This window comes from Christiangramia marina, assembly GCF_048285865.1.
Classification (GTDB): Bacteria; Bacteroidota; Bacteroidia; order Flavobacteriales; family Flavobacteriaceae; genus Christiangramia; species Christiangramia marina.
Window position 1 is genome coordinate 179592 of sequence record NZ_JBLVTK010000004.1, and the last position, 22125, is coordinate 201716.

General features: G+C 38.6%; 15 protein-coding genes. 8 read left to right on the top strand and 7 right to left on the bottom strand.

The window, feature by feature from the left end; translation table 11 throughout:
* From ACNKXS_RS13935 to ACNKXS_RS13950, 4 genes are all read right to left on the bottom strand, one after another.
* Positions 1-3858, bottom strand: a 3858-nt coding sequence (locus tag ACNKXS_RS13935) for an AsmA-like C-terminal region-containing protein (protein WP_417921389.1), incomplete at its 3' end; no start/stop codon positions are given.
* A gap of 122 nt (positions 3859-3980) precedes the next feature.
* On the bottom strand, positions 3981-4832 hold the full coding sequence (locus ACNKXS_RS13940; RefSeq protein ID WP_417921390.1) for a universal stress protein: 852 nt from the start codon (positions 4830-4832) through the stop codon (positions 3981-3983).
* 312 nt (positions 4833-5144) lie between these two features.
* A complete protein-coding gene (locus tag ACNKXS_RS13945; RefSeq protein ID WP_417921391.1) occupies positions 5145-8168 on the bottom strand; it encodes an AAA family ATPase in 3024 nt (1007 codons plus the stop codon).
* Positions 8169-9389, bottom strand: a complete 1221-nt coding sequence (locus ACNKXS_RS13950) for an exonuclease SbcCD subunit D C-terminal domain-containing protein (RefSeq protein ID WP_417921392.1) — start codon at positions 9387-9389, stop codon at positions 8169-8171.
* 274 nt (positions 9390-9663) lie between these two features.
* Here ACNKXS_RS13950 and ACNKXS_RS13955 point away from each other — a divergent pair, with 274 nt between their 5' ends.
* From ACNKXS_RS13955 to trhA, 7 genes are all read left to right on the top strand, one after another.
* Positions 9664-10908 carry an NAD(P)/FAD-dependent oxidoreductase gene (locus ACNKXS_RS13955; RefSeq protein WP_417921393.1) on the top strand — a complete coding sequence of 415 codons (1245 nt, stop codon included), beginning with the start codon at positions 9664-9666 and terminating at the stop codon, positions 10906-10908.
* Between the two features lie 204 nt (positions 10909-11112).
* Complete coding sequence (serA, locus tag ACNKXS_RS13960) at positions 11113-13002, top strand: phosphoglycerate dehydrogenase (RefSeq protein WP_417921394.1); 1890 nt, start codon at positions 11113-11115, stop codon at positions 13000-13002.
* A 161-nt stretch (positions 13003-13163) separates the two neighbouring features.
* Positions 13164-13367, top strand: coding sequence for a hypothetical protein (locus ACNKXS_RS13965; RefSeq protein WP_417921395.1), 204 nt, complete (start codon positions 13164-13166; stop codon positions 13365-13367).
* Positions 13368-13623: 256 nt separating this feature from the next.
* On the top strand, positions 13624-14175 hold the full coding sequence (locus ACNKXS_RS13970; protein ID WP_417921396.1) for a hypothetical protein: 552 nt from the start codon (positions 13624-13626) through the stop codon (positions 14173-14175).
* 166 nt (positions 14176-14341) lie between these two features.
* Positions 14342-15103 carry a LytR/AlgR family response regulator transcription factor gene (locus tag ACNKXS_RS13975; RefSeq protein WP_417921397.1) on the top strand — a complete coding sequence of 254 codons (762 nt, stop codon included), beginning with the start codon at positions 14342-14344 and terminating at the stop codon, positions 15101-15103.
* Positions 15103-16209 carry a sensor histidine kinase gene (locus ACNKXS_RS13980; RefSeq protein ID WP_417921398.1) on the top strand — a complete coding sequence of 369 codons (1107 nt, stop codon included), beginning with the start codon at positions 15103-15105 and terminating at the stop codon, positions 16207-16209. Before ACNKXS_RS13975 ends, ACNKXS_RS13980 begins: the two co-directional genes overlap by 1 nt.
* Before the next feature lie 54 nt (positions 16210-16263).
* A complete protein-coding gene (trhA, locus tag ACNKXS_RS13985; protein WP_417921399.1) occupies positions 16264-16911 on the top strand; it encodes a PAQR family membrane homeostasis protein TrhA in 648 nt (215 codons plus the stop codon).
* On the opposite strand, the gene lysA is transcribed toward trhA, so the two are convergent.
* A complete protein-coding gene (gene lysA, locus ACNKXS_RS13990; protein ID WP_417921400.1) occupies positions 16908-18146 on the bottom strand; it encodes a diaminopimelate decarboxylase in 1239 nt (412 codons plus the stop codon). The genes trhA and lysA overlap by 4 nt on opposite strands.
* A gap of 102 nt (positions 18147-18248) precedes the next feature.
* Positions 18249-19418 (bottom strand): MFS transporter, encoded by a 1170-nt coding sequence (locus ACNKXS_RS13995; RefSeq protein WP_417921401.1) that lies wholly within the window; start codon positions 19416-19418, stop codon positions 18249-18251.
* 226 nt (positions 19419-19644) lie between these two features.
* Here ACNKXS_RS13995 and sucC point away from each other — a divergent pair, with 226 nt between their 5' ends.
* Positions 19645-20838 carry an ADP-forming succinate--CoA ligase subunit beta gene (gene sucC / locus ACNKXS_RS14000; protein WP_141878289.1) on the top strand — a complete coding sequence of 398 codons (1194 nt, stop codon included), beginning with the start codon at positions 19645-19647 and terminating at the stop codon, positions 20836-20838.
* Positions 20839-21314: 476 nt separating this feature from the next.
* Here the strand turns inward: sucC and ACNKXS_RS14005 are convergent, their stop codons facing one another.
* Positions 21315-22124 carry an MBL fold metallo-hydrolase gene (locus ACNKXS_RS14005; RefSeq protein ID WP_417921402.1) on the bottom strand — a complete coding sequence of 270 codons (810 nt, stop codon included), beginning with the start codon at positions 22122-22124 and terminating at the stop codon, positions 21315-21317.
* Position 22125: the final 1 nt, after the last annotated feature.

Here is a 22125-nt window from a genome sequence, read left to right on the forward strand (position 1 = left end):
CTGAATAAGCTGCAGGTAAAACTTCGCTCCTGCCTCTGTATAGGTTTCTTTTTCAGGTAATTGAAGTCCGTCATTAGACTTCAGGTTTTTCCAGGGTAGGCTAAGCCAGATATCAAAATATTCATCCAGCTTAAATTCTCCTTCAGCATACAACTGTAAAGCTGAAGATTGTATCTGTGTTCTCGGAACCTTTACTACGCCGTTTTCAATCCTGAAAGTTTGAGTTATTGGTCTGAACCGCAGGTTTTCAAAACGCTCTTCTTTCATTAGAACGACCGACTCCAGAACTGGCTTAAAATCGTATAGTTCCAGATCTTGCAGGTCAAATACTATGTTGCCGTTCAGTGAGTTGATATCTATGTTTCCATTAGATAATAATCTGGTTCTGGCATCAATTTTCAGATTAAGTATGCCTGCAATTTTTTCAGCAGAACGTAATTCTTCCATATTCAGATAGTCAAGGTCTGCTATAAGCTTTTGAATATCTATAGCTTCGATCTCTGTCATCAAATGTACAGGAAGCACTTCCGATGAATCAACGCTAGCGAGAATTTCAACATCAATTAATCCCTGATGGTAACTAAAGTTCGTATTGTTCAGTTTAAAATTGCCTTCAGGGTCAAAACTCAACTTGGCATTAAAATCTGAAACTCCCAGCCCTTCAATGATAACGCTGTCCAGGGCGACACTGGCCGTTGGAAAATAAGAATCATTAATATTCCTGAGAATATCCTTGAGATTAGTGACCTTAAATTCAGATTTAGTCTTCTTCTTTCTCTGTGAGGAATCGGAACCAATAAATTCAGCAATATCCTTACTATCCAGGTAGGGCGATCTAATCATGAAATTAGAAGTATGGGCAAGTTCCAACTGTTCATTATTAATAAAATTCGAAAAATGATCAATAGTACCTGTGATATCGATCGAACTTTTACCAGGTAGATCCACATCGAGTCGATCAAGAGTTGCAAGATCATTTTTAATCATCAAATGCAGGCTGTCCACGGGGATTTGAAGCTCTGTTTCATTGATCCTAACAAGGGTCGCACCAAGTTTTAGGTCGCCTGCAGCATTAGAATTAAGAATACTAAGATCCTGTGCCTGTCCCTGGTAACTTCCGGTAAACTCAAAATCGCCAGAACTTAGTTCAAAGTTAACGGTATTTAAAAGCTCATTAAGATCTTTGGATTTTCCATTCATGGCGAGGGAAAACTGGAAGTCAAAAGGATTTTCAGATTCAGTATTAATCACAGGCTGCTTTGCAGTGATAGAGCCCTGAATACTGGCGCGGGTGTCTTTAAATTGAAGATTGAGATCGTCCAGTTTAAGAATCGAGTCATTTTCGAGATTCACAAAAGCCTGAAGATTTTCAGAAATAAGATCATTGAACTTTACGGAGTCTAGCTCAACCTGGAACTCTGGATGAAACTTATAAATATCCTTGAATATATTTGAAACATGTGTATTCTTGTTGATATCCTTCAAACTGTCTCGCTCCATTTCAGCAATGGATTCCAGCCACTGGTCCATATCGATATAATCTGCATCCAGTTTTACAGCAATACTTCCAGTATCGGTATCTTTCTCCAGTAGGAAAGAAGCGAAATCTGTGATCTTACTCTGTAGATAAATTGGGTGATGACCTATAGTTTCCAATGCAAATCTATCGATCTGGATATCGCTCTTCTCAATTTCTACATGTAAAGTATCCATGGCGAATTTCAATTCAGCCTCGGGATAGTAAAATTCTGTGCCAGATAATTGTAGATCACCTTCAGCATTTTTCAGCAACTGATCGAAATACTGAACATTACCCGTAAATTTACCTTGAAAGGCAAAATCACCCTTTCGCAAAGAAACCAGTTTAATATTGAATAGATCCTGAAAAACTCTGATAGAGCCTTTCGAATCTGCGGTTACATTTATGAAAATAGGCTCGCGATTATTCTCTTTGACTTCTGGAACCCGAACACTTCCGGAAAGCAAAGTTTCTGCATCCTGGTAATCGAACTGAAGCTGATCGAACTGAATAACTTCAGAATTGCTTAGATGTACCCGAGCTTTTAAATTTTGAAATAAGTTATCCTGAAAGATCACAGAATTTATATTCAGCTGAAAGCCAGGTTGAAACTTTTTATAGATCGTCGCCAGTGTTTGATGCAATGTCTTTAAATTATCCTGATCACCATTATTTTCTGAAGTGAATTTAGTGGCCGTGTTGATGAGGTCATCAAGATTAAGCGCATCGGAGTTTAAAATAAGACTGGCCTCTGCAGGCGTTGAAGGGTTTGAAACCATTAATGCTGAAACATTCTTTACATTACCTCGAAAATATAAACTTTCCCCATTGGGCAGGTCGATTTGCAATTGCCTGAGAATGGAATTGTTGTTATCCAATTTTAGATCAAGACGCCGCATTGGTAACTGTACATTGTTTTCCTTAAGAGCTACCTGGGTATTTCCCATAGTAAATGTCCCTTTCGCAGCATTAAGGATCATATATGGATCATCGATATTGCCATCTATGGTTGCATCCAGAGAAAACTGCCCGCCCTTGAAGCTGAAGTTCTCGTGATCAAGAGTCCTGGCCATGGTTTCATTAGAACCTTTGACCTGTACATTTGCCTTGACTTGATTTCTTAACTTGGCCGTAGACTGGTAATAACTCTCCTGAGCATTTACCTGAATATCTTCCAGATTCGCTGAAAATTCTTTAAAATAAAGCTTGATATCTCGCTTGCCGGGTTGTTCTGCCAGAGAGTCTGTCGAATTTAGGTTGTTCGTGAGAATTCCTTGCGATTGTACGTTTTCCAGTTCAAGTTCCTCGAATAGTTGAAGCTTATTATTATTCGTACTGAAGTCGACATGGATAAAAGGAACGTCTCCGTATGCAAATTTTCCATTTAGTTTCAAATTGGTAGCGATGGGATCCTGAAGCTGGTATGGTTTAACCTTAGCGGCAAGGGAATCTGCCAAAAACTGCTGTATTTTCCTGAAATCTGTTAGCTCATTTTTTAGACTGAATTCGTATGCTGTAAGTTTATCAAACACGAATTGAGCTTCAGCTTCAAAATTTTGATCATCCAGCCGAAGTTTAAAGGCTGGCAAATTCAGCGTATTATTGGATTTTTTTAGTTCAAATTCTGGACTTCCCGTGGCCAGGGCTCCATTGATAAAATTACCTTTTCGGGTATTGAAGCCAAGATTGTTGATAAAAACTTCGTAGGTTATATTTCCACTGATGACTTCGTCATTTGATCTAATTTGTCCAGAAACATTTTCTGCAACAAGATCGAAATACTTATGAAGGATTTTATTTTCTGCAATAAAGTGAACGTTCTGCAGCTGAAAATTTGTTTTATCAGGGTGAACCCACGAGGGAAGGTCAAATCCGCTGTTCTGTTCGAGTTGCTTTTTGAGCTTCAGTTCTATATACTGCTGCAGATTCTTTTCCGTAATAACTTGCGTATGAACACTGGCATCTCTAATCTTGATTTTACGAAACTGAATATTTCCCCGCATCAGGTCTTTTGCAGCGATATTCACATTTGCTCGTGCTAGCTTAATGATGGTTCTCTTATCCAGAATGGTATCAAAACTGCTTTGTTTGACATCCTCTATGCTAAAACCAACGTTTGGAAAACCGGTAATAAAATTTGCGTTTACTTCTCCAATTTCCAGAGTTCCATTACTATTCGCTTCATACCATATTTGAAGCTCATCAATCAAAAGGTCCCGACTAAACCATCCCAGTGTAAAAAGAAACAGGGGCGCAAGAAATAGCAGACCCAATGCAATAAGAATGCGTTTGATCCAATTAGGCTTTTTTTTCTTTTTTTTCTTGCTGGTATTATCCACAGATTTGGTTAAGCTCTTTCCAGGTTAATCAGGTGAAATCTTAGTGATCCAAAATACATTAAAAATGAATTGGTTCCACATTTTCATATGAAACCAATATCAGGATACAATAAATAAAATTCTTAGCGTATTTCCTTCAGAATAAGGACTGGTAATTTTGGATCGAAATCTATATCTTCAATAGCTGCTTTATTAAAAATCTTTCCGAAGAATCCTTGTTTTCTTTGATACAAGGCGAGAAAATCACTTTCCCGGCTTTCAATAAATAAATGCACTCCGGTTGTAGGACTGGTTTTAGTAAGCATATGATAACTGGTGTTTACCTTAGCCAGTTGCTTCAACAGGTCTTCTTTATTCTTCTCCTGATCGGTTGAGAGCGCTTTCCCTTCCGTATTGATGTAGAGTACTCTAATAGAACATTCTGTATTTTGAGCAAGTTCTATGAGATGTTCCAGTTCGCTAGGCTTAAACGGCTTGCGCAAATTGGTGGGAAACACGATCTCCAGATTAGGGTCGATCGCAGTTTCATACTTCTCCGGGATGACTAGTACCGGGCATTCTTTGACCTTTTCAGTGATCTTGGAGATCTTGTTATTCTCCGCAGTATTGATTCCCGCTGTATCGCCAGGCGAACCTACGATGATCATATCGATCCCAAGTTTATTCACCTGCTCCTGAATTCCTTCAACCAGACTGCCATCAAAACTTATCTGCTCAAATCGATGTTTTTGATTCTCTTTTCTAAAACTTAAGCCCTGCATGATCCTGGCGAGTCCTTTTTCAGAAACAGAGGCATTGGTTTCTTCATCATCCTCCTTGTGGATGGACATCGCTTCACTTAATGAACCGCGAGAGCTATAAACGTTAATTAGATAGAAAGTGCATGGAAATTTCTTGAAAAGCTTCATGGCAAAAATCAATGCGCTCCATGAATGTTTGGTGAAATTGGTAGGGACTAGGATCTTCTTTTCCATAAATAATGTGTGTAGTAGACAGTTTGAGTAAATATAATTAAACTCAGCGGTATGAAATTCAGCTTTGCAGTCACTTTGTGATAAAACCTGCTGAAAACAGGGAAAATAATCTTAATAGTTGCTTTTGTGTTAATCATTTAACTAATAGTGTCGATTCCCGTAAAACCCTGGCTTACAAATTGTCGTAAATATATTGAGACTTAAAAGAAGGAGGTTTATATGGAGAAATAAAATTTAAAACTATGGTTCAATTTTTAATTTTTAATCATTGGATTAGCCTAAGACAAAGCCGGAGAGTCCGGCTTTTCTCTTTTAAGTTATTTCCAGGCTACTATATCCCTGTCCATTTCTTGTTAATTTTATTTGCGTGGAAATTCTCTCTTTTAATGAATCAACGTGACTTATAATTCCAATGGTCTTGGAACTTTCGGCCTGCAACCTTTCCAGCGTATCCAGGGTTTGATCCAGTGTTTCAGGATCCAGCGTTCCAAAACCTTCATCGATAAACAGACTGTTAATTTCTACATTTTTAGAAGCAAGGTCAGACAATGCCAGCGCCATGCTCAGGCTGAGTATAAAAGTTTCTCCGCCAGACAGCGTTTTGACAGATCTTCGCTGACCACCCATATGCTGATCTATTGCTACGAGTCCGTCGTCTTCCTGTACTTTAGGTTTATCGATAAGATAGCGATCATTTAGATCTTTTAAACGAACGTTTGCAAGGCTGAGTAATCTGGATAACGTAAGATCCTGGGCGAAATCGTTGAATTTTTTTCCTTTGGAATCTCCAATAAGCTCATTGAGAATACGCCATCTTTTACTCTGCTTTTCCTTTTCTGAAATTTCCTCTTGGAGTTTGGTTTTACGATTGATATTATCCTCGTAATTTTTAAGAATCCTATCGATTTCCTTACAAGCAGTGTCCATGTTAGCTAGTTCAGTTGTCTTCTCTTTCAACTGTTCTTCGAGTATCGGACGCTCTTGTTCAGGTTCGATTTTTTTCAGTTTTGATAGCTGTTCCAAAAGTGTTTTGCCCGAAGCATGAGCACTGGTTAATTGATCGGCAATTTGCTGTTTTTCTCTTCTAAAGTTTCTGGCTTCAGATTCGCTCAATAAAAAATTCCTCGCAGTTTCAATACTTTCAAAATCATGCACTAAGCAGAAGGCTTTGAGTTCGCCTTCTATTTTCTGCTGCTTTTCAATGATTTTAGTGTATTGTGATGAAATTGTTTTCAGTTGCTCTGTGAGGCTATCTCTTTCCTGCAGAAGTCTGATCCAGTTTGTATGCAGCTGCTGGATATCATTTTGAATATTCGTTCCTGGGTAAAGACTATCAATCTGTAATTTCAGATTTTTACCAGCATCAATGATTTCCTGAATTTCATCTACGATAGGCAGCGCATTCTTGTAAGAATTGCTGAGACGTGAAGACCTTTCAATGTTCGCCAGATCCCGGGATTTCTCTTCCAGACTGTTCTCATATTTCTGAAATTCTTCCTTAGACTTTAAATTGCTGAATTCCTCAAAATTAGTACTTAAACGCTGAATTTGCTCTTTTTCCAATAGTTGAAGTGCTTTCAACTTTTCAGAATATTCACTGAAGTTTTTCCTGATATTCTCCAGTTTAGATTCTTCCCTAGTAAGTAGCTCCCGGGAATTCTCGTAGCTCTTCGTCAGGCTGGCAATTTCAGTTTCCAGAACTGAAGCACTTCCCTCATTCTCTTCAGCAAGAGGATGATCTGTCGCTCCACAGAGAGGACAGGGCTTTCCTTCTACCAGATTTTTTCTGTGTTCCTCCAGGCTCGCACGTAACTTCAAATTTTCAAGACTAAGCTGCTTGTTTGCCAGATCCGACTTCAATAAGGCAGTGTCTTTGGATAGTTTGTTGATCTTTTCAGGTGCAGATTTTAGTTCAGGTTCCAGAAGTTTCAGCTGCTCCAGTACCGCGCCAGACTCCTTTCTGCTATCCTGAAGCTCCATGAAATAACGATAGGCATCCCGCGATCTTTTCTGAAATACTCGTAGCTTTTCCAATTCTTCCGGAATATCCTCGATTGCCGCAATTTGATGTTTCTGAAGTAGCTGGTTTAAATCTGATGAAATAGTGCTAAAAGCAGTATTGAGATTCGATTTTAACTCAGCAAGATCATCACTCACTAGAATTTCTGTATCTCTTAATTCTGTCTTCAACTGTTCTTTTCTAGTGGTATAAAGTGAAAGTTTATCTGCTCTTTTTTGTTGTAGATCCAGCACTTGTTGTCTAAAATCGAATATGCCTTTTTCCAGATTTTCTTCTGAAAGTTTTGATCCTGTAAGTACTGAGGCATTTTCCAAGAGCTCTTCAATATTCTTTTTTGTAGAAATGAGCTTATTGAATAGCCTGGACTTTTCAGCTTCCAGTTCTTTTATTCTTGAGGCGTTTTGAGACCATTCCCGAAATCCTTCAGCTTTGGGTTCGATCTTCTCATGCATTTGTAAACGTTTTCCCTGTTCCTTTTCGAAATCTTCTAGTTGTGATTTAGCTTTTGCTTCCGAAGACTTTAAAATTGAAAGTTGCGATTCCAGTTCTGAGACAGATTTTTTCAGCTCAATAGCTTTTTTTATACTATCTATCTCAGATCTCCAGTTTTCACAGGTCTGTGATTTTTCCTTTAGATCTAGCTGTTTCTCAGCAAAATCTTCATTACTAAGCAAATTTTGATCTATGATCCTGATCTCGTTCTGCTGCTGGATGATCTCCTGGCTAGCTTCCTTATTCTTTTCAAAAGCTCGAATTCCAAGCTGTCGATAGATGCCGGTTCCAGTGATCTTCTCCAGTAATTCACCTCGTTCATCCTTCTTAGCCCTTAGAAATTGGGCAAATTCACCCTGCGCCAGCAAAACGGCTTTTATGAACTGGTCGTAATTGAGGCCGATCAATTCTTCATTCTTACCTGGGATCAATGACTTTTTCAAGTCAATCAATTTGCCAGATTGATGATCATGAAGTTCCATTTCATAATCATTCAAATTGTTGTTTCGGTTAATTTCAATGGTCCATTGGGAACTGTATATCCCGGAATTACAGCTATAGGTAATGCGGGCCATCGCGTTTTTCTGGTTACGGGTAAGAATCGCTCCTTTAGTGGTAATTTCATTTTTGGTAATCTTTCCCAATCTAGGCACATGATTAAACAATGCCAGCGAGATCACATCGAGAATACTGCTTTTCCCGCTACCTGTTGGACCAGTGATTGCAAAAAGCGAATTCGTGGTAAAAGGTTCTTTGGTAAAATCGATACTATGAGATCCCTTGAGGGAATTGATATTCTCGAATTCTATTTTTAAGATCTTCATTTAATTGCCGGTATTTCCAGATTGAACATCTTCCAGTATTTCATCAAAAGCAGCCATGATCTCATTTTGATCATCTTTAGAGTATTGGTGAGTAGCTATTAATTCAGTAAAAACATCCTTTGGCTTCAGGTCTTCCAATTGCTGATCCTTGTTATATAACTGGGAACTACCTTCTATCTGGTTTTCAAACTGAACACGCTGTTTTACAATCTCGAAACCATCGGTTTGAAATTGATCTACTAACTGGTCCAGCGCATAGACTTTCTGTGCGTCATACTGTTCTTCTATAAGATCTACCTCTATCAAAGATTTTAAACTGGAGTTATGCTCGAGTGAATTAAGTTTTAATTCCAGTTCGCTTAGATTTCCACTCAACTTTATAAGCTTCCTAAAATTCGGAATCGCAATGCTATCTGGTTCATAGCCGGTATTGGTATCCAGTAAAAGAATTCTTTTTTCATCGGCTCTTTCACTAAAACTAAGCGGGAATGGAGATCCACTGTAGAAAACAGGTTTTTCTGCGGAAACTCTTTGAGGTTTGTGAATATGTCCCAATGCGAGATACTCGTAATAATTTCCGAATTGTGAAGCCCGGAAAGCAGCAAGATTACCAATTTGTATGTCTCGTTCACTTTCTGAAGATTCAATTCCCGCCGTAAATAAATGTCCCATGGCGATTGCAGGAATTCCCGGGTATTTGTGTTTGCAAATAGCTGCAGCTTCATTAAAGACTCTTTCAATTCCCAATCTAATAGCTTCAATCCTATCTTCATGATTTGAAGCCTGTTCACCACTTCTAAGATCGGCATCGCGTAAGTATGGAATCGCTGCAACCACTAGTTCTGTTTCACCGCTTTTATTTTTTACCGGAATGATCACTTCATCCAGATCTTGCGGCAGGCCGCCAATAACACTAAGATCCAGGGCCCGCATAATTTCCTGTGGAGCATCCAGCATTGCAGGAGAGTCATGATTCCCACCGGTTGCAACAATTTTACAATCCAGTTTTTGTAAGCGAATGAGTGCGCGATAATATTGCCTGCGAGCTTCAGAAGACGGGTTCGCCAGGTCAAAAATATCCCCGGAGATCAAGAGCAGATCTACCTTTTCATCTTCTATAAACTTTGTGAGCCAGTTGATAAATAGATCGAAGTCTTCACTGAGATCATGTTTATGTAGTTTCTTTCCAATATGCCAGTCGGCAGTATGAACTATTTTCATGCAAAAATTTTATAATGCTAAAGTAAGCTGCACCTGTGACAGATCTTGTCGCCGCAAGTGTGGAGTCATTGAATTTCAGGTAAGAAATTCGCGAAATCAAGATAGTGAAATTTGAGTTTCAGGAAAACTGAAAGCATTTAAAATAGCAGCCTTTTACCAACAATTACTTTAATAATGATCTGCTGGCGACCAGGGATATTAAAGCAGTAATCTTGAGAATGTTAACAATTCTATAGAACCTTCTGCTGCTTTTTAGTTTTACATTTGAGTTGTTATGGAAAAAGAAGATTACAGTATCAATATTATTGGAGCTGGTTTAAGCGGACTCGTTGCAGCCAGGGTGCTTGAAGATTATGGGTATCAACCTACAATCTATGAAGCTGAAAGTCACGTAGGAGGAAGGTTGCGAACATTTGAAGTGGATGGGTACCAGCTAGACAGAGGTTTCCAGGTAATGTTGAGTCAGTATCCAAAAGTTCAGCAATATCTTGATCTGGAAGCTTTAAAGCTTCAAAAACTGAAGCCCGGCGCAGTGATCTATAATAAGCGTGAAAGTACCAGAATTGGAGATCCTACCAGAGATATTTCGGCGTTACTTCCAACAATCTTTTCAAGTATTGGGTCGATTTCAGATAAATTCAAAGTGCTTAAACTTAACCTTGAGCTTAAGAAACTAAGCATTCAGGAGATCTTCAACAAAGAGGAAAACACGACGCTGCAATACCTTCAGAATAAAGGATTTTCAGAAAAGATGATCAGTAATTTTTTCAGACCTTTTTTCTCCGGAATCTTTCTCGAGCCAGATTTGAAAACTTCCAGCAGGATGTTTGAGTTTGTTTATAAAATGTTCGGGGAAGGAGACGCGGTGATTCCTAAGGGTGGAATTAATGCGATCCCAATGCAACTTTATAAAAGGCTGAAGACTACCAAGGTGAATTTTAATTCCAGGATTAAACAGGTAACTGATGATTTGCTGACTCTGGAAAACGGCGAGCAAGTGAAATCTCATTTTACCATTATCGCTACGGAAGCAAGTTCGATGGTAGCCAATCTTCGGGGTCAAAAACAGCAGTGGAAATCATGCCGATGTCTATATTTTACCGTGGAAGAGGATGTGATCGGGGATGCGATCATAGGTTTGCAATCTGATAAAGAGAAACTGGTCAATAATATTTTTTACCATTCTTCAATTTTAAACAATAATGCTACAGAAGGAAAGCTGTTATCGGCAACAATTGTACGTGATGTAGAATACTGCGAAGAAGAATTGGTGGAGAAAGTTTCAGAAGAACTAAAGTTTGAATTTGGCATTAAAACGATCAAATTTTTAAAACAGTTCTATATTCCAAAGGCGCTTCCAGACCTTCAAGATATTCAGTATGAACTGCAATCTACGGAAGCCCGTTTGAGTACACAGGTTTTTCTTGCCGGTGATCAATTACTTAATGGCTCCCAGAATGCAGCCATGCTTAGTGGTGAGCGCGCAGCTTTAGGCGTGATCGAAGTACTGGAAGGATAAAAACCTGATATCGAATTCTTTTCTGAATGATTGAATTAAAATCAGGCAAAACCTTAATTCCGCTTATGTTTTTCAGATTAAATCAAAATTTTAAACTGAAATTGAGAATATGCTAATTCAGTAAAATTAGAAGGAATTAGTCATTTTTAAATCTTCAGAAAACAACTAGTTTTATAAATAATTTCAACCGAATTGAATCCTGCTATGAAGGAGAACCGACATTATGTAATTGATTTTGACAGCACTTTTACGCAAGTGGAAGCATTGGATGTTCTGGGCGAGATCAGTCTAAAATCTCATCCAGAAAAGGATCAGAAACTGCACCGATTAACCGAACTTACAGATCTGGCAATGGCAGGCAAGATAGGTTTTAGAGAATCTCTGGAAAAAAGACTCGAGATCCTGGAAGCAGATATGAATATGATCCCTCAGGTGATCGAAGATCTAAAAAGCAAGGTATCTGTTTCTTTTGTGAGAAATGAAGCCTTCTTCCAGGAGAACAAAGACCATATCTATATAATTTCCAATGGTTTCAAGGAGATCATTGTTCCAATAGTAAAGGAACTTGGAGTTAGGGAAGAGAATGTATACGCTAATACTTTTACTTCTGAAAATGGACATATCACTGGCTTTGACAAGGATAATGTATTATCTTCAAGCAACGGTAAGGTTGCACTGCTGAAGCAAATGGATCTTCAGGGTGACGTTTATGTAATTGGCGATGGTTACAACGATTACGAGATCAAGGCGGCAGGACTGGCCAATAAATTTTACGCTTTTACTGAAAATGTTCAACGAGGAGAGGTGCTTGAAAAAGCTGATCATGTAACTCCCAGCCTGGACGAATTTCTATACTTACACAAAATGAACAAAGCAATATCATACCCTAAGAACAGAATTAAAGTACTACTTCTTGAAAATGTGCATGCAGATGCCGTTGCCATTATGAAGGAAGAAGGTTACAATGTAGAGACAGTTTCTGGTGCTCTGGATGAGCAGGAACTTGCAGAAAAGATCAAAGATGTCTCCATTCTTGGGATCAGGTCTAAGACCAATCTTACTGAAAAAGTGCTTGAAAATGCAAACCGACTCATCGCTGTTGGCGCTTTTTGTATTGGTACGAACCAGATCGATCTGGAAGCCTGCCTTAAAAAAGGAGTTGCAGTTTTTAATGCGCCGTATAGTAATACCAGGTCTGTAGTGGAACTGGCGATAGGAGAGATCATTCTTTTAATGAGAAATCTGCCCGATAGAATTGCAGAAATGCACCGAGGGGAATGGAACAAATCTGCCAAAGGTAGCTATGAAACCCGTGGAAAGAAACTGGGAATCGTTGGTTACGGGAACATTGGATCGCAATTATCTGTAGTAGCAGAAGCGATAGGTTTCGATGTTTATTATTATGATCTGGTGGAGAGACTTGCTTTGGGAAATGCCACTAAATGCAATAGTTTGAAAGAGCTATTCGAAAAAGTTGATATTGTGACCCTGCATGTTGACGGTCGCAAGGAAAATACCAATATGATCGGCGACAAACAGTTTGGATGGATGAAGGAAGGAAGTGTATTCCTGAATCTCGCCAGGGGACAGGTAGTTGATGTAGATGCGCTGCGAAAGCATATGGAAAGCAAAAGGATCATTGGAGCAGGCGTAGACGTTTTTCCAAAAGAGCCTAAGACGAACCAGGAAGAATTTGAATCACCCTTAAGAGGTTTACCAAATCTTATTCTTACTCCGCATATAGGAGGTTCTACGGAAGAAGCTCAGGAAAATATCGGAAATTTTGTACCAGGAAAGATCATTAATTACATTAACACGGGAAGTACTACAAACTCGGTGAATTTCCCGAATTTACAACTTCCAATTCTTGAAAATGCCCACAGGCTTATCCATATTCACCACAACAAACCTGGGATCATAGCTCATATAAACAGGATACTGGCGGCCAACGATATCAACATTGTTGGACAGTATCTAAAAACCAATGAAACCATAGGTTATGTGATTACAGATATTGACAAGGCTTACGATGAGGTAGTGATCAAGGAATTGAAAGGTATACAGGGGACAATTAGATTCCGTGTGCTATATTAAAGGATATTTTATCTGAAGTTTATAGAAGAGATCATAATTTAATTGATCTCTTTTTTTTGTTTTTTATCGACGTTAATTAACTTAATTTTAAGAAGTTGAGTGCCTTTGGAATCTATCTTTATAGATCCCCCCAGAAGATTTTAACTTCAAAAACAAACAAAATGGATACTACATTATTTTGTTCAGTATTGGGTGCAGCTATTATCATAATTGGGGCTATTTATTACCAGTTGAGAAAAGACAATTCCAGGCAGAGAAAGCTGATTAAATCTTACAAACGCGAATTGAGTTCACTCCGTAAAGTTCGAAAGCGAATGACTTCAGCAACTGTATTCAGATCATCTCCAATGATGGATCTTGATTAATGGCGACAATTTCCTCTTCTTATGTAGAAAGCTGTCGTTAGCTTGGATTACTGTGCGAAACATCGTTTTAAAGCGGTGAATACCGAAAATTCTTCATCAACGCTTTCTTTAAGCCCTATTTTCAGCTAACATCTTTTTTTTCATTCTTCATTCTCAAAAAACCACAATTCAGATCATTAAGTCTGTTGCATCTGTTGTTTGAATGTAGTTTAGTGATATCAATAAATCATTATTCATCATTCAAAAAACGTACATTATGAAGACTTTATTTATTTCATTATTGCTAATCGCAGTAACTGCATTTGGAAGCGCACAGGAAATTAAATTAGACGAAGCTGAGGTTCGTCTGGAAACCAACAAATCGAAATTTGTGAAATCTGGCGATGGTTTTACTTACTCCGTAACCGAAAAACAATCCGGAGAATTTGAAAAAGATCCAATCGCCTTTATGAGGTCCAATCTCGATATCAAGGCGATGCTGGAAGAACTGGCAGAAGAGAACTTTGTTTCCTATCAGGTAACTTTTAGAAACAGCAAGGGTTACCTGGCAGCCGAATTCGACAAAGAAGGTGCGTTGCAAAGAACCAGTCAGAAATTCAAAAATATCGCTTTACCATCAGCATTACGATCAGAACTTTATAGTTCCAATAAAGGCTGGACCATGATTTCGAATAAATACGTGGCTTCTGGAAAAGGAGAGTTTCTGGACAGGGAAATTTATAAGATCAGGTTGGAAAATGCAAATCAAAAACGAACGGTTAAATTGGATCTGAGTACAATTTCAAGAGTGTCGGTCGCAAGTAATTAAAAACAGGTTAGTAGTTAGTTAGTCAGAGGGCTGTCGGATAAAGTTCGATAGCCCTTTATTCAGCAATCACAGATTCGTTAGCTTATAGATCAATAATTACCACAGGCTCAGGCAATTTGACTTATTGGAAATAATCATAACTTGTAGTAGCCAAATAACATTTTATATGAAAGCTTTAATCATCGATGATGAAGAACTAGCCCGAAAACGTGTTCTTAATCTACTGGAAGATGTATCGCAAATAGACATTCTTGGTGAATGTTCCAATGGCAAAACGGCTATTGAAAAAATTAATCGTGACAAACCTGATCTTATTTTTCTCGACATTAACATGAAAGATATGAATGGTTTTGATGTGCTCAAGAAGATCGAAATTCATCCCAAACCAATCGTGATCTTTGTAACTGCCTATGACACTTACGCCCTTAAAGCTTTTGATGCGGAAGCGTTTGACTTTCTTCTGAAGCCTTTTAAGGACGAAAGATTTTTTAAAACAATTACAAAGGTTTTGAACACTACAACTTCTGAAGCTCAGGAGAATTTTGAAAAACGACTCGTAGAACTATTTCATGAATATTCTAAAAGTAATCTTCATTTAAATTCTGTTGCAAAAATCCCTGTTAAACAAGGCAATAAAACCTCACTGGTAGATCCCCGGGAAATACATTATATACAGGCATCTGGTTATTATGCTGAAATTTATGTGGAAGGCAAGAAGCATGTTCTAAGAGAATCGTTGAACAACCTTGAAGAAATCCTGGACCATAATTTTATCAGGATTCACAGGTCTACCATCGTAAATCTCAATTTTGTACATGAGATTATCCATTCAGATTACTCTGAGATCGATGCAAAAATGACTTGTGGTGAATTGTTGCATGTAAGCAAATCCCATAAGAAGGAGTTTCTTGAAAAAATTGGAATCTAATGAGTCTTCATGAATTAAAACAAAAGTATATAGATTTCAAGCTGGTACTTTTACTCGCAGGATTCTACCTGATGTTTGACCTCATACATATAGCAAAAACAGCGTATATGCAAGAGTTCATGCCTAAGGAAATGGAACACTTAAGCTGGCCAGACTTCCTTGTCTACAATATGCTCTTTGATTATATCATTGTAGTAAGCTACATGACGCTCATTGCGATTAGTACAAAGAGGTTTCTAAATAAGAACTTTTCCTGGGTAAAGATCATTTTCATACACACTCTTTTCTCAATATTGATAGGTCTTATTATAAGGCTTGTTTTTGATTTCTATTCCATACTTGCAGGAAGAATAAGCCTCGCAGAATTTGATCTTCGGAAAAGTGTAAACGCATTTGTCTATGTGCTTGACCTGAATTTTCTGATCTATTTTGCGATGATTTTTATCATCTATACCTACTATTATCTCCGCCAGGTAAAAGAAGCAGAAAAACGACATTCGAAATTGGAAAGTCAGTTAATGAACACCAGGATGCGTATGCTTTCCTCGCAATTGCAACCGCATTTTCTGTTCAACACGCTTAATAGTATTGCTGTGTTAACAGATCTGGATAGTAACAAAGCGAAGGATACTATTGCAGATCTCAGCGATTTTCTACGAGAGATTCTTTACCATAGTGATAGAAACCGCATTAGCCTTGATGAGGAACTAAGGATCCTGGAATATTATCTTAATATTCTGAATGTCCGGTTTTCAGATCATCTTAGTATTGAAAGGGATATTGACGACTCATTACTGCTGAAGAAGATTCCGGCGATGTTACTACAGCCAATGATAGAAAACTCTATCAAGCATGGATATTCTTATGATCATACAAATCTTCATATCCTTATTAAAATACGTGAAGAAAAAGGTTACCTGATCATTAGAGTTGAGAACGATGGAGAACCTTTAAAACTTACTCACAAAGAACTGCTTGAAAAAGGCGTTGGATTAAGAAATATTGATGATCGATTGAGAAATTTGTACAAGGACAAGTACATCTTCGAAATCAGGAACAGGGCAGATGGGAATGGAGTGGAAACCTTAGTAAAAATCCCGGCATAACTGGTTTCTATTAGAAGTTTAGAAAGAATTTCTTAAAAAGATTAATTTTGCTCCATGGAAAAAAGCATGGAACCTAAATACTATCCACCAGAAGAGGAACGCCTGAATATAATTTCCCACGGCATAGGCTTTTTGCTGAGTATTGTTGCACTTTACCTGCTTGTCGAGCGCGCATTAGAATTTGATTCTTCCGCTTATCTTATAAGTTTTTCAGTATTTGGTGCCAGTATGATCCTGTTGTATGCGGCGAGTACTTTGTATCATAGCGCTAAAGACCATCAAAAGAGAGCCAGATTGAATATTCTGGATCACGCATCAATTTATGTTTTGATCGCTGGGACCTATACACCTTTTGCAGTCATTAGTTTACCCGGCCTGGTTGGGGATATCATACTTTGGACCGTCTGGCTGATCGCACTGGCGGGAATAATTCTGAAATTTTTCTTCACGGGCAAATACCAGTTGCTCTCTACCATCATGTATGTGGCGATGGGCTGGATTATTGTTTTCGCCGGAAATTCCATGGTAGAAAATGTAAGCACTGAAGGTTTATGGTGGCTGGGAGCAGGAGGGGTTTCCTATACTATAGGGGCTATCCTATTTATGCTGAAGAAAATACCTTTTAATCACGCTATCTTCCACGTTTTCGTGCTCATGGGAACTTTCTCCCATTTTATATCAATTTACCTATACGTTGTTTAATCCTGAACTTCTGAAACTTCAGTTTCTTTAGTTTCAAATTCAAGTTCGATCTGGTGCCTGGTAAGATCTTCAAAAACTTCACGTTCTCTAATTAGGTGAGCCTGGTTGTTATACCATAATACTTCCGCAGGCCTCAATCTGGAATTGAAATTACTGGCCATACTAAAGCAATATGCTCCGGCATTGCTAAAACTTAAAATGTCACCTTCTCTGATTTCAGAAATACGCCTGTTATTTCCGAAAGTATCGGTTTCACAAATATAGCCTACGACACTGTAGAACCTGTTTTTGGCATCCGGATTACTAATATTGGTGATTTCGTGATGTGAACCATAGAACATTGGTCTGATAAGATGATTAAATCCTGAATCGATTCCTGCAAAAACAGTTGAGGTGGTTTGTTTGATCACATTCACTTTCGCCAGGAATTTCCCTGCGTCACTTACAAGGTATTTACCAGGTTCAAAAGCGAGTGCAAGATCACGACCGTATTCCTTGCAAAAAGCCTTAAACTTCTGGGTGAGTTGTTCGCCCAGATCTTCGATATCGGTTTCTATATCGCCAGGACGGTAAGGAACTTTGAAACCACTTCCAAAATCTATGAATTCAAGTTCTTTAAAGTTTCGTGCTGCTTCAAAAAGAATTTCTGAAGCATGAAGGAAAACTCCAATATCAAGAATATCACTTCCAGTATGCATATGAATACCGTTAATATGCATTCCTGTATTTTCTACGATCCTCAACAAATGGGGCATTTGGTGAATACTGATCCCGAATTTCGAATCAATATGTCCAACAGAAATTTTTGAATTTCCACCTGCCATCACATGAGGATTAATGCGAATGCAAACAGGAATTTCTGGATGCCTGCTCCCAAACTGTTCCAAAATGGAAAGATTATCTATGTTGATCTGGACTCCTAGTGTTACGACTTCCTCAATCTCTTCCAGGGAAACACCATTAGGCGTGTAAATGATCTTTTCAGGAGAAACACCTGCCTGTATTCCCAGTTTTACTTCCTGAATTGATACGGTATCCAAGCCACAGCCTAAAGAATTGAGTAATTTCAGGATAGAAATATTAGAAAGTGCTTTTACAGCGTAGTGAATTCTTAGTTTATCAACCCTAAATGCATTGGTTAATCTTTGATATTGAGAAGTAATTTTTTCAGCATCATAGACGTAAACCGGGCTGCCAAAATCATTTGCTACAGAAAGTAGATCCTTATGTGTCATTTCTAATCCTAATTTGGCGTAAAACTACAGTGTTTTGTAAAAGTTACCCTAGATCAAATTTAAATATAACCAATTTATACCTTTTGTTAAATATGCGTATTCCTATACAGCACTTTGAAGTGATGCCTGTTTTTTGCGCATATAGATGACGCCAATACCAATAATAATTCCAATTCCAGCCATGGCAGCTCCCACGTATTGAGCAGATACGATGCCGTACCCGTAAGCGATAGGTAGACCGGCAAGATAGGCTCCACTGGCATTTCCCATATTAAATGCACTTTGATTAAGCGAAGAACCCAACATCTCAGAACCTTTAGCAGTATTGATAACGGCCATTTGGATGGGTGTGGCGATACAAAATGCGATCACAGGAATAATAAATGTAGTAATGAGCACGCCAATTTGATCGTAAGCAATGAAAGTATTCACTAAAAGCGCGGTAACCATCAGGATCAGGGCTATAATAACCGCTTTGATCGGACTGAACATCTCAGCCAGTTTCGCACCCAGAAAGTTTCCGGCGACCATTCCTAGTCCGGCAAGGATCATCGCATAACTAACCACACCTTCAGAATGACCGGCAACATCTGTAATAAGTGGGGCTATATAGCTGTACCAGGCGAAAAATCCGCCAGTTCCAATAGTTGTTAAAAGAATAACCATCCAGAGTTCCGGTTTCCGAAGTAATCTTAATTCTTCTTTCATTCCGCCGGCATTGGCAATTTTTACTTCCGGCATCCAGAATTTAATACTTAGAATTGCACAAATCCCAACCACACCAACCGCGAGAAATGCAATTCCCCAGCTGAAGTTCTGTCCTAGCCAGGTCCCTAGTGGAACCCCAATCACATTGGCCACCGTAAGCCCGGTGAACATCATCGCGATCGCCTGAGCTTCTTTCCCGGGACGGGCGAGTTTTCCAGCTACCACGGCACCAATTCCGAAGAATGCACCATGAGGAAGACCGGATAGAAACCTGGCAAACATTAGAAGCTCGTAGGAATCTGCAAAAGCTGAAAGGGTATTGAATATAGTGAACCATACCATCAAACCTAAAAGCGTCTTTTGAGGCGGCCATTTATTTCCGAAGATGGTAAGCAGGGGAGCGCCAACGACTACTCCAAGAGCATATGCCGAGATAAAATGTCCTGCGACCGGGATGGAAACATCCAGGGCATTAGCGATCTCAGGCAGAATACCCATGATCACAAATTCTGTCATTCCTATTCCAAAACCTCCAATTGCCAGCGCCAGTAATGCCTTCTTCATGAGAAATAATTAAAAGATCAAATTTAGTTGAGAATCGAAAGTCTCACCAGATTTACTTCAGTTTTCTGCGATAACCTTTTCGTTTTTCCGCAGATATTCTGAAAGCCCTGCAGCATAAGAATTTCCGACTATTAGCCTATCGTTAAGAAGCTCAAAAAAGATTGGTACAATAGTATGTATTTGTTACTTTTGCTTTCCATAATAAATACAGAAGAAATAGCTGATTATGAATATACACGAATATCAAGGAAAAGAAATTTTGAGCAGCTTTGGAGTCCGCATTCAACGTGGAACCGTAGCAACAAACGCTAAAGAAGCAGTAGATGCTGCGAAAGCACTTACCGAGCAAACCGGTACTGGATGGCATGTGATCAAAGCACAGGTTCATGCTGGTGGACGTGGTAAAGGTGGTGGTGTAAAACTTGCCAAAAACCTGAAGGAAGTTGAAGAAATCGCCGGAGAGATCATCGGGATGAATCTTGTAACTCCTCAAACTTCTGCGGAAGGGAAAAAGGTACACCAGGTTTTAGTTGCTGAAGATGTTTACTATCCTGGAGACAGTGAACCGGAAGAATATTATATGTCTGTTCTTTTAAACAGAGCTACCGGACGTAACATGATCATGTATTCTACTGAAGGTGGAATGGATATCGAAACTGTTGCTGAAGAAACTCCAGACCTTATATTTACTGAAGAGATTGATCCTTCTACAGGTTTGCTTGGATTCCAGGCACGTAGAATCGCTTTCAATCTTGGACTAAGCGGAAAGGCATTTAAAGAAATGACCAAATTCGTAATGTCTTTATATGAAGCTTTTGAAAAATCTGATTCTTCACTATTTGAGATCAATCCTGTGTTGAAAACGAGTGATGATAAGATTATGGCCGTAGATGCTAAGGTGACATTAGATGATAATGCACTTTTCCGTCACAAGGATTATGCTGAAATGCGTGATGTTCGTGAAGAGAATGCTACTGAAGTTGAAGCAAGAGAAGTTGGACTTAACTACGTAGATCTTGACGGTAACGTTGGATGTATGGTAAACGGTGCAGGACTTGCAATGGCAACTATGGACCTTATTAAACAAGCAGGTGGAGAGCCGGCTAACTTCCTTGATGTTGGTGGAACAGCTGATGCTAAGAGAGTAGAAGAAGCTTTCAGACTGATCTTGAAAGATGATAAAGTAGAAGCAATCCTGGTGAATATCTTTGGAGGAATCGTAAGATGTGACCGTGTTGCTCAGGGTATCGTAGACGCTTCCAAGAATATGGGAGACGCCATGAATGTGCCAATCATTGTTAGATTGCAAGGAACAAACGCAGATATCGCTAAGGAACTTATCGATAATAGTGGACTTAAAGTTTACAGTGCGGTACAATTCCAGGAAGCTGCAGACAAAGTTCAGGAAGTACTTTCCTAAGGACTAATTCATATTATTAAAAAACCCGGCCATTGGCCGGGTTTTTTGTTTCTATAAAATCTGCGCTATTAGTTATTTCACCTCAAGTTATACTATAGAGTACTAATTCCATTTCCGGAATACTAGCTCTAATTCCTCATGTAAACTAAAATTTATTCTCTGTAGCATAGGTTAAAAATTGAGTATTATAGGGTTAGAACATCAATTTGCTTGCAATAAAAGCTCAGATTTTAAACCGGTAAATCATAAAGTTTTCTAAAAATTGCTAGTTGTAGACAATTGAGTTATAAAAGATTCGTTCTAAATAGAGAGAAACCTTATATTTAATAATATGAGAATCAATAACTTAAAAGTCGCTTCCCAGATTAATGTTTTAGCTTGATAAATTATTGTTGAATTTGTTTTAGCCAACTAAAAATTTTACAAAAATTCGAGCGTATTAATCTGAAGAGCGACTTCTCGTTAAGTATGACTTGCTATTTCGATCTTTGCGGGTACCAGTTCATTAGCTCCACTTCAATATCAGAATTTTCTTCTTCTACTAATTTCTTGAATTCTTCAACATCAGAAAATCCATTTTTACCACGGTAATGGTATGGAATTACTTTTTTAGGTTGGAAGGCCAGGACACCTTTTGCAGCGCGATCTACTGGCATTGTATAAGGTAGATTCATGGATACTAAAGCAACATCGATATTCTTGAGATTTCTCATTTCAGGGATATCTTCAGTATCGCCGGAAATATATAGTCTCTGCCCATTAATCTCAATAATATATCCATTTCCACGACCTTTCACATGCATAGCATCTTTAGACTGAGGTAAATTGTACATTGGAATTGCCTGAATATTAAAACCCATAAGTTCTTTCGAGTCTCCATTATTCATTACTACATATTCAGCTTTCAGATCTTCTGGTAATTTGTCTTTTACGGCCTGTGGTACAATTACAGTCACATTATCCAGACCAATCGCCTTTAGTGTTTCCGCATTCATATGATCTCCATGTATGTCTGTGATCAGAATAAAATCTGGTCTGTCTTTGCCTTCAAAAGCTTCAGCTCCACCTACTGGATCTGTGTAAAAGGTTTTATCTCCCCATTTAAAGACAGCAGTGGCATGGGAAATTGGTTCAATCTCGAGATCCATAGTCTCCTGAGGAGGCATCTTACTCATCTCTGCATTGTTCTCTGCAAGAGAATCTTTCATCTTACTCTTTTCATTTCCCTGATCCTTACAACCAACAAGCAATAAGCCTGCGGCAATTAGAGTAGCTACATTTTTCATA

Coding starts and splice junctions, on each gene's coding strand:
- ACNKXS_RS13940 (WP_417921390.1), bottom strand. CDS start 4,832: ATGGAAAAGAAGATCCTAGTCCCTACCAATTTCACCAAACATTCATGG.
- ACNKXS_RS13945 (WP_417921391.1), bottom strand. CDS start 8,168: ATGAAGATCTTAAAAATAGAATTCGAGAATATCAATTCCCTCAAGGGA.
- ACNKXS_RS13950 (WP_417921392.1), bottom strand. CDS start 9,389: ATGAAAATAGTTCATACTGCCGACTGGCATATTGGAAAGAAACTACAT.
- ACNKXS_RS13955 (WP_417921393.1), top strand. CDS start 9,664: ATGGAAAAAGAAGATTACAGTATCAATATTATTGGAGCTGGTTTAAGC.
- serA (WP_417921394.1), top strand. CDS start 11,113: ATGAAGGAGAACCGACATTATGTAATTGATTTTGACAGCACTTTTACG.
- ACNKXS_RS13965 (WP_417921395.1), top strand. CDS start 13,164: ATGGATACTACATTATTTTGTTCAGTATTGGGTGCAGCTATTATCATA.
- ACNKXS_RS13970 (WP_417921396.1), top strand. CDS start 13,624: ATGAAGACTTTATTTATTTCATTATTGCTAATCGCAGTAACTGCATTT.
- ACNKXS_RS13975 (WP_417921397.1), top strand. CDS start 14,342: ATGAAAGCTTTAATCATCGATGATGAAGAACTAGCCCGAAAACGTGTT.
- ACNKXS_RS13980 (WP_417921398.1), top strand. CDS start 15,103: ATGAGTCTTCATGAATTAAAACAAAAGTATATAGATTTCAAGCTGGTA.
- trhA (WP_417921399.1), top strand. CDS start 16,264: ATGGAAAAAAGCATGGAACCTAAATACTATCCACCAGAAGAGGAACGC.
- lysA (WP_417921400.1), bottom strand. CDS start 18,146: ATGACACATAAGGATCTACTTTCTGTAGCAAATGATTTTGGCAGCCCG.
- ACNKXS_RS13995 (WP_417921401.1), bottom strand. CDS start 19,418: ATGAAGAAGGCATTACTGGCGCTGGCAATTGGAGGTTTTGGAATAGGA.
- sucC (WP_141878289.1), top strand. CDS start 19,645: ATGAATATACACGAATATCAAGGAAAAGAAATTTTGAGCAGCTTTGGA.
- ACNKXS_RS14005 (WP_417921402.1), bottom strand. CDS start 22,124: ATGAAAAATGTAGCTACTCTAATTGCCGCAGGCTTATTGCTTGTTGGT.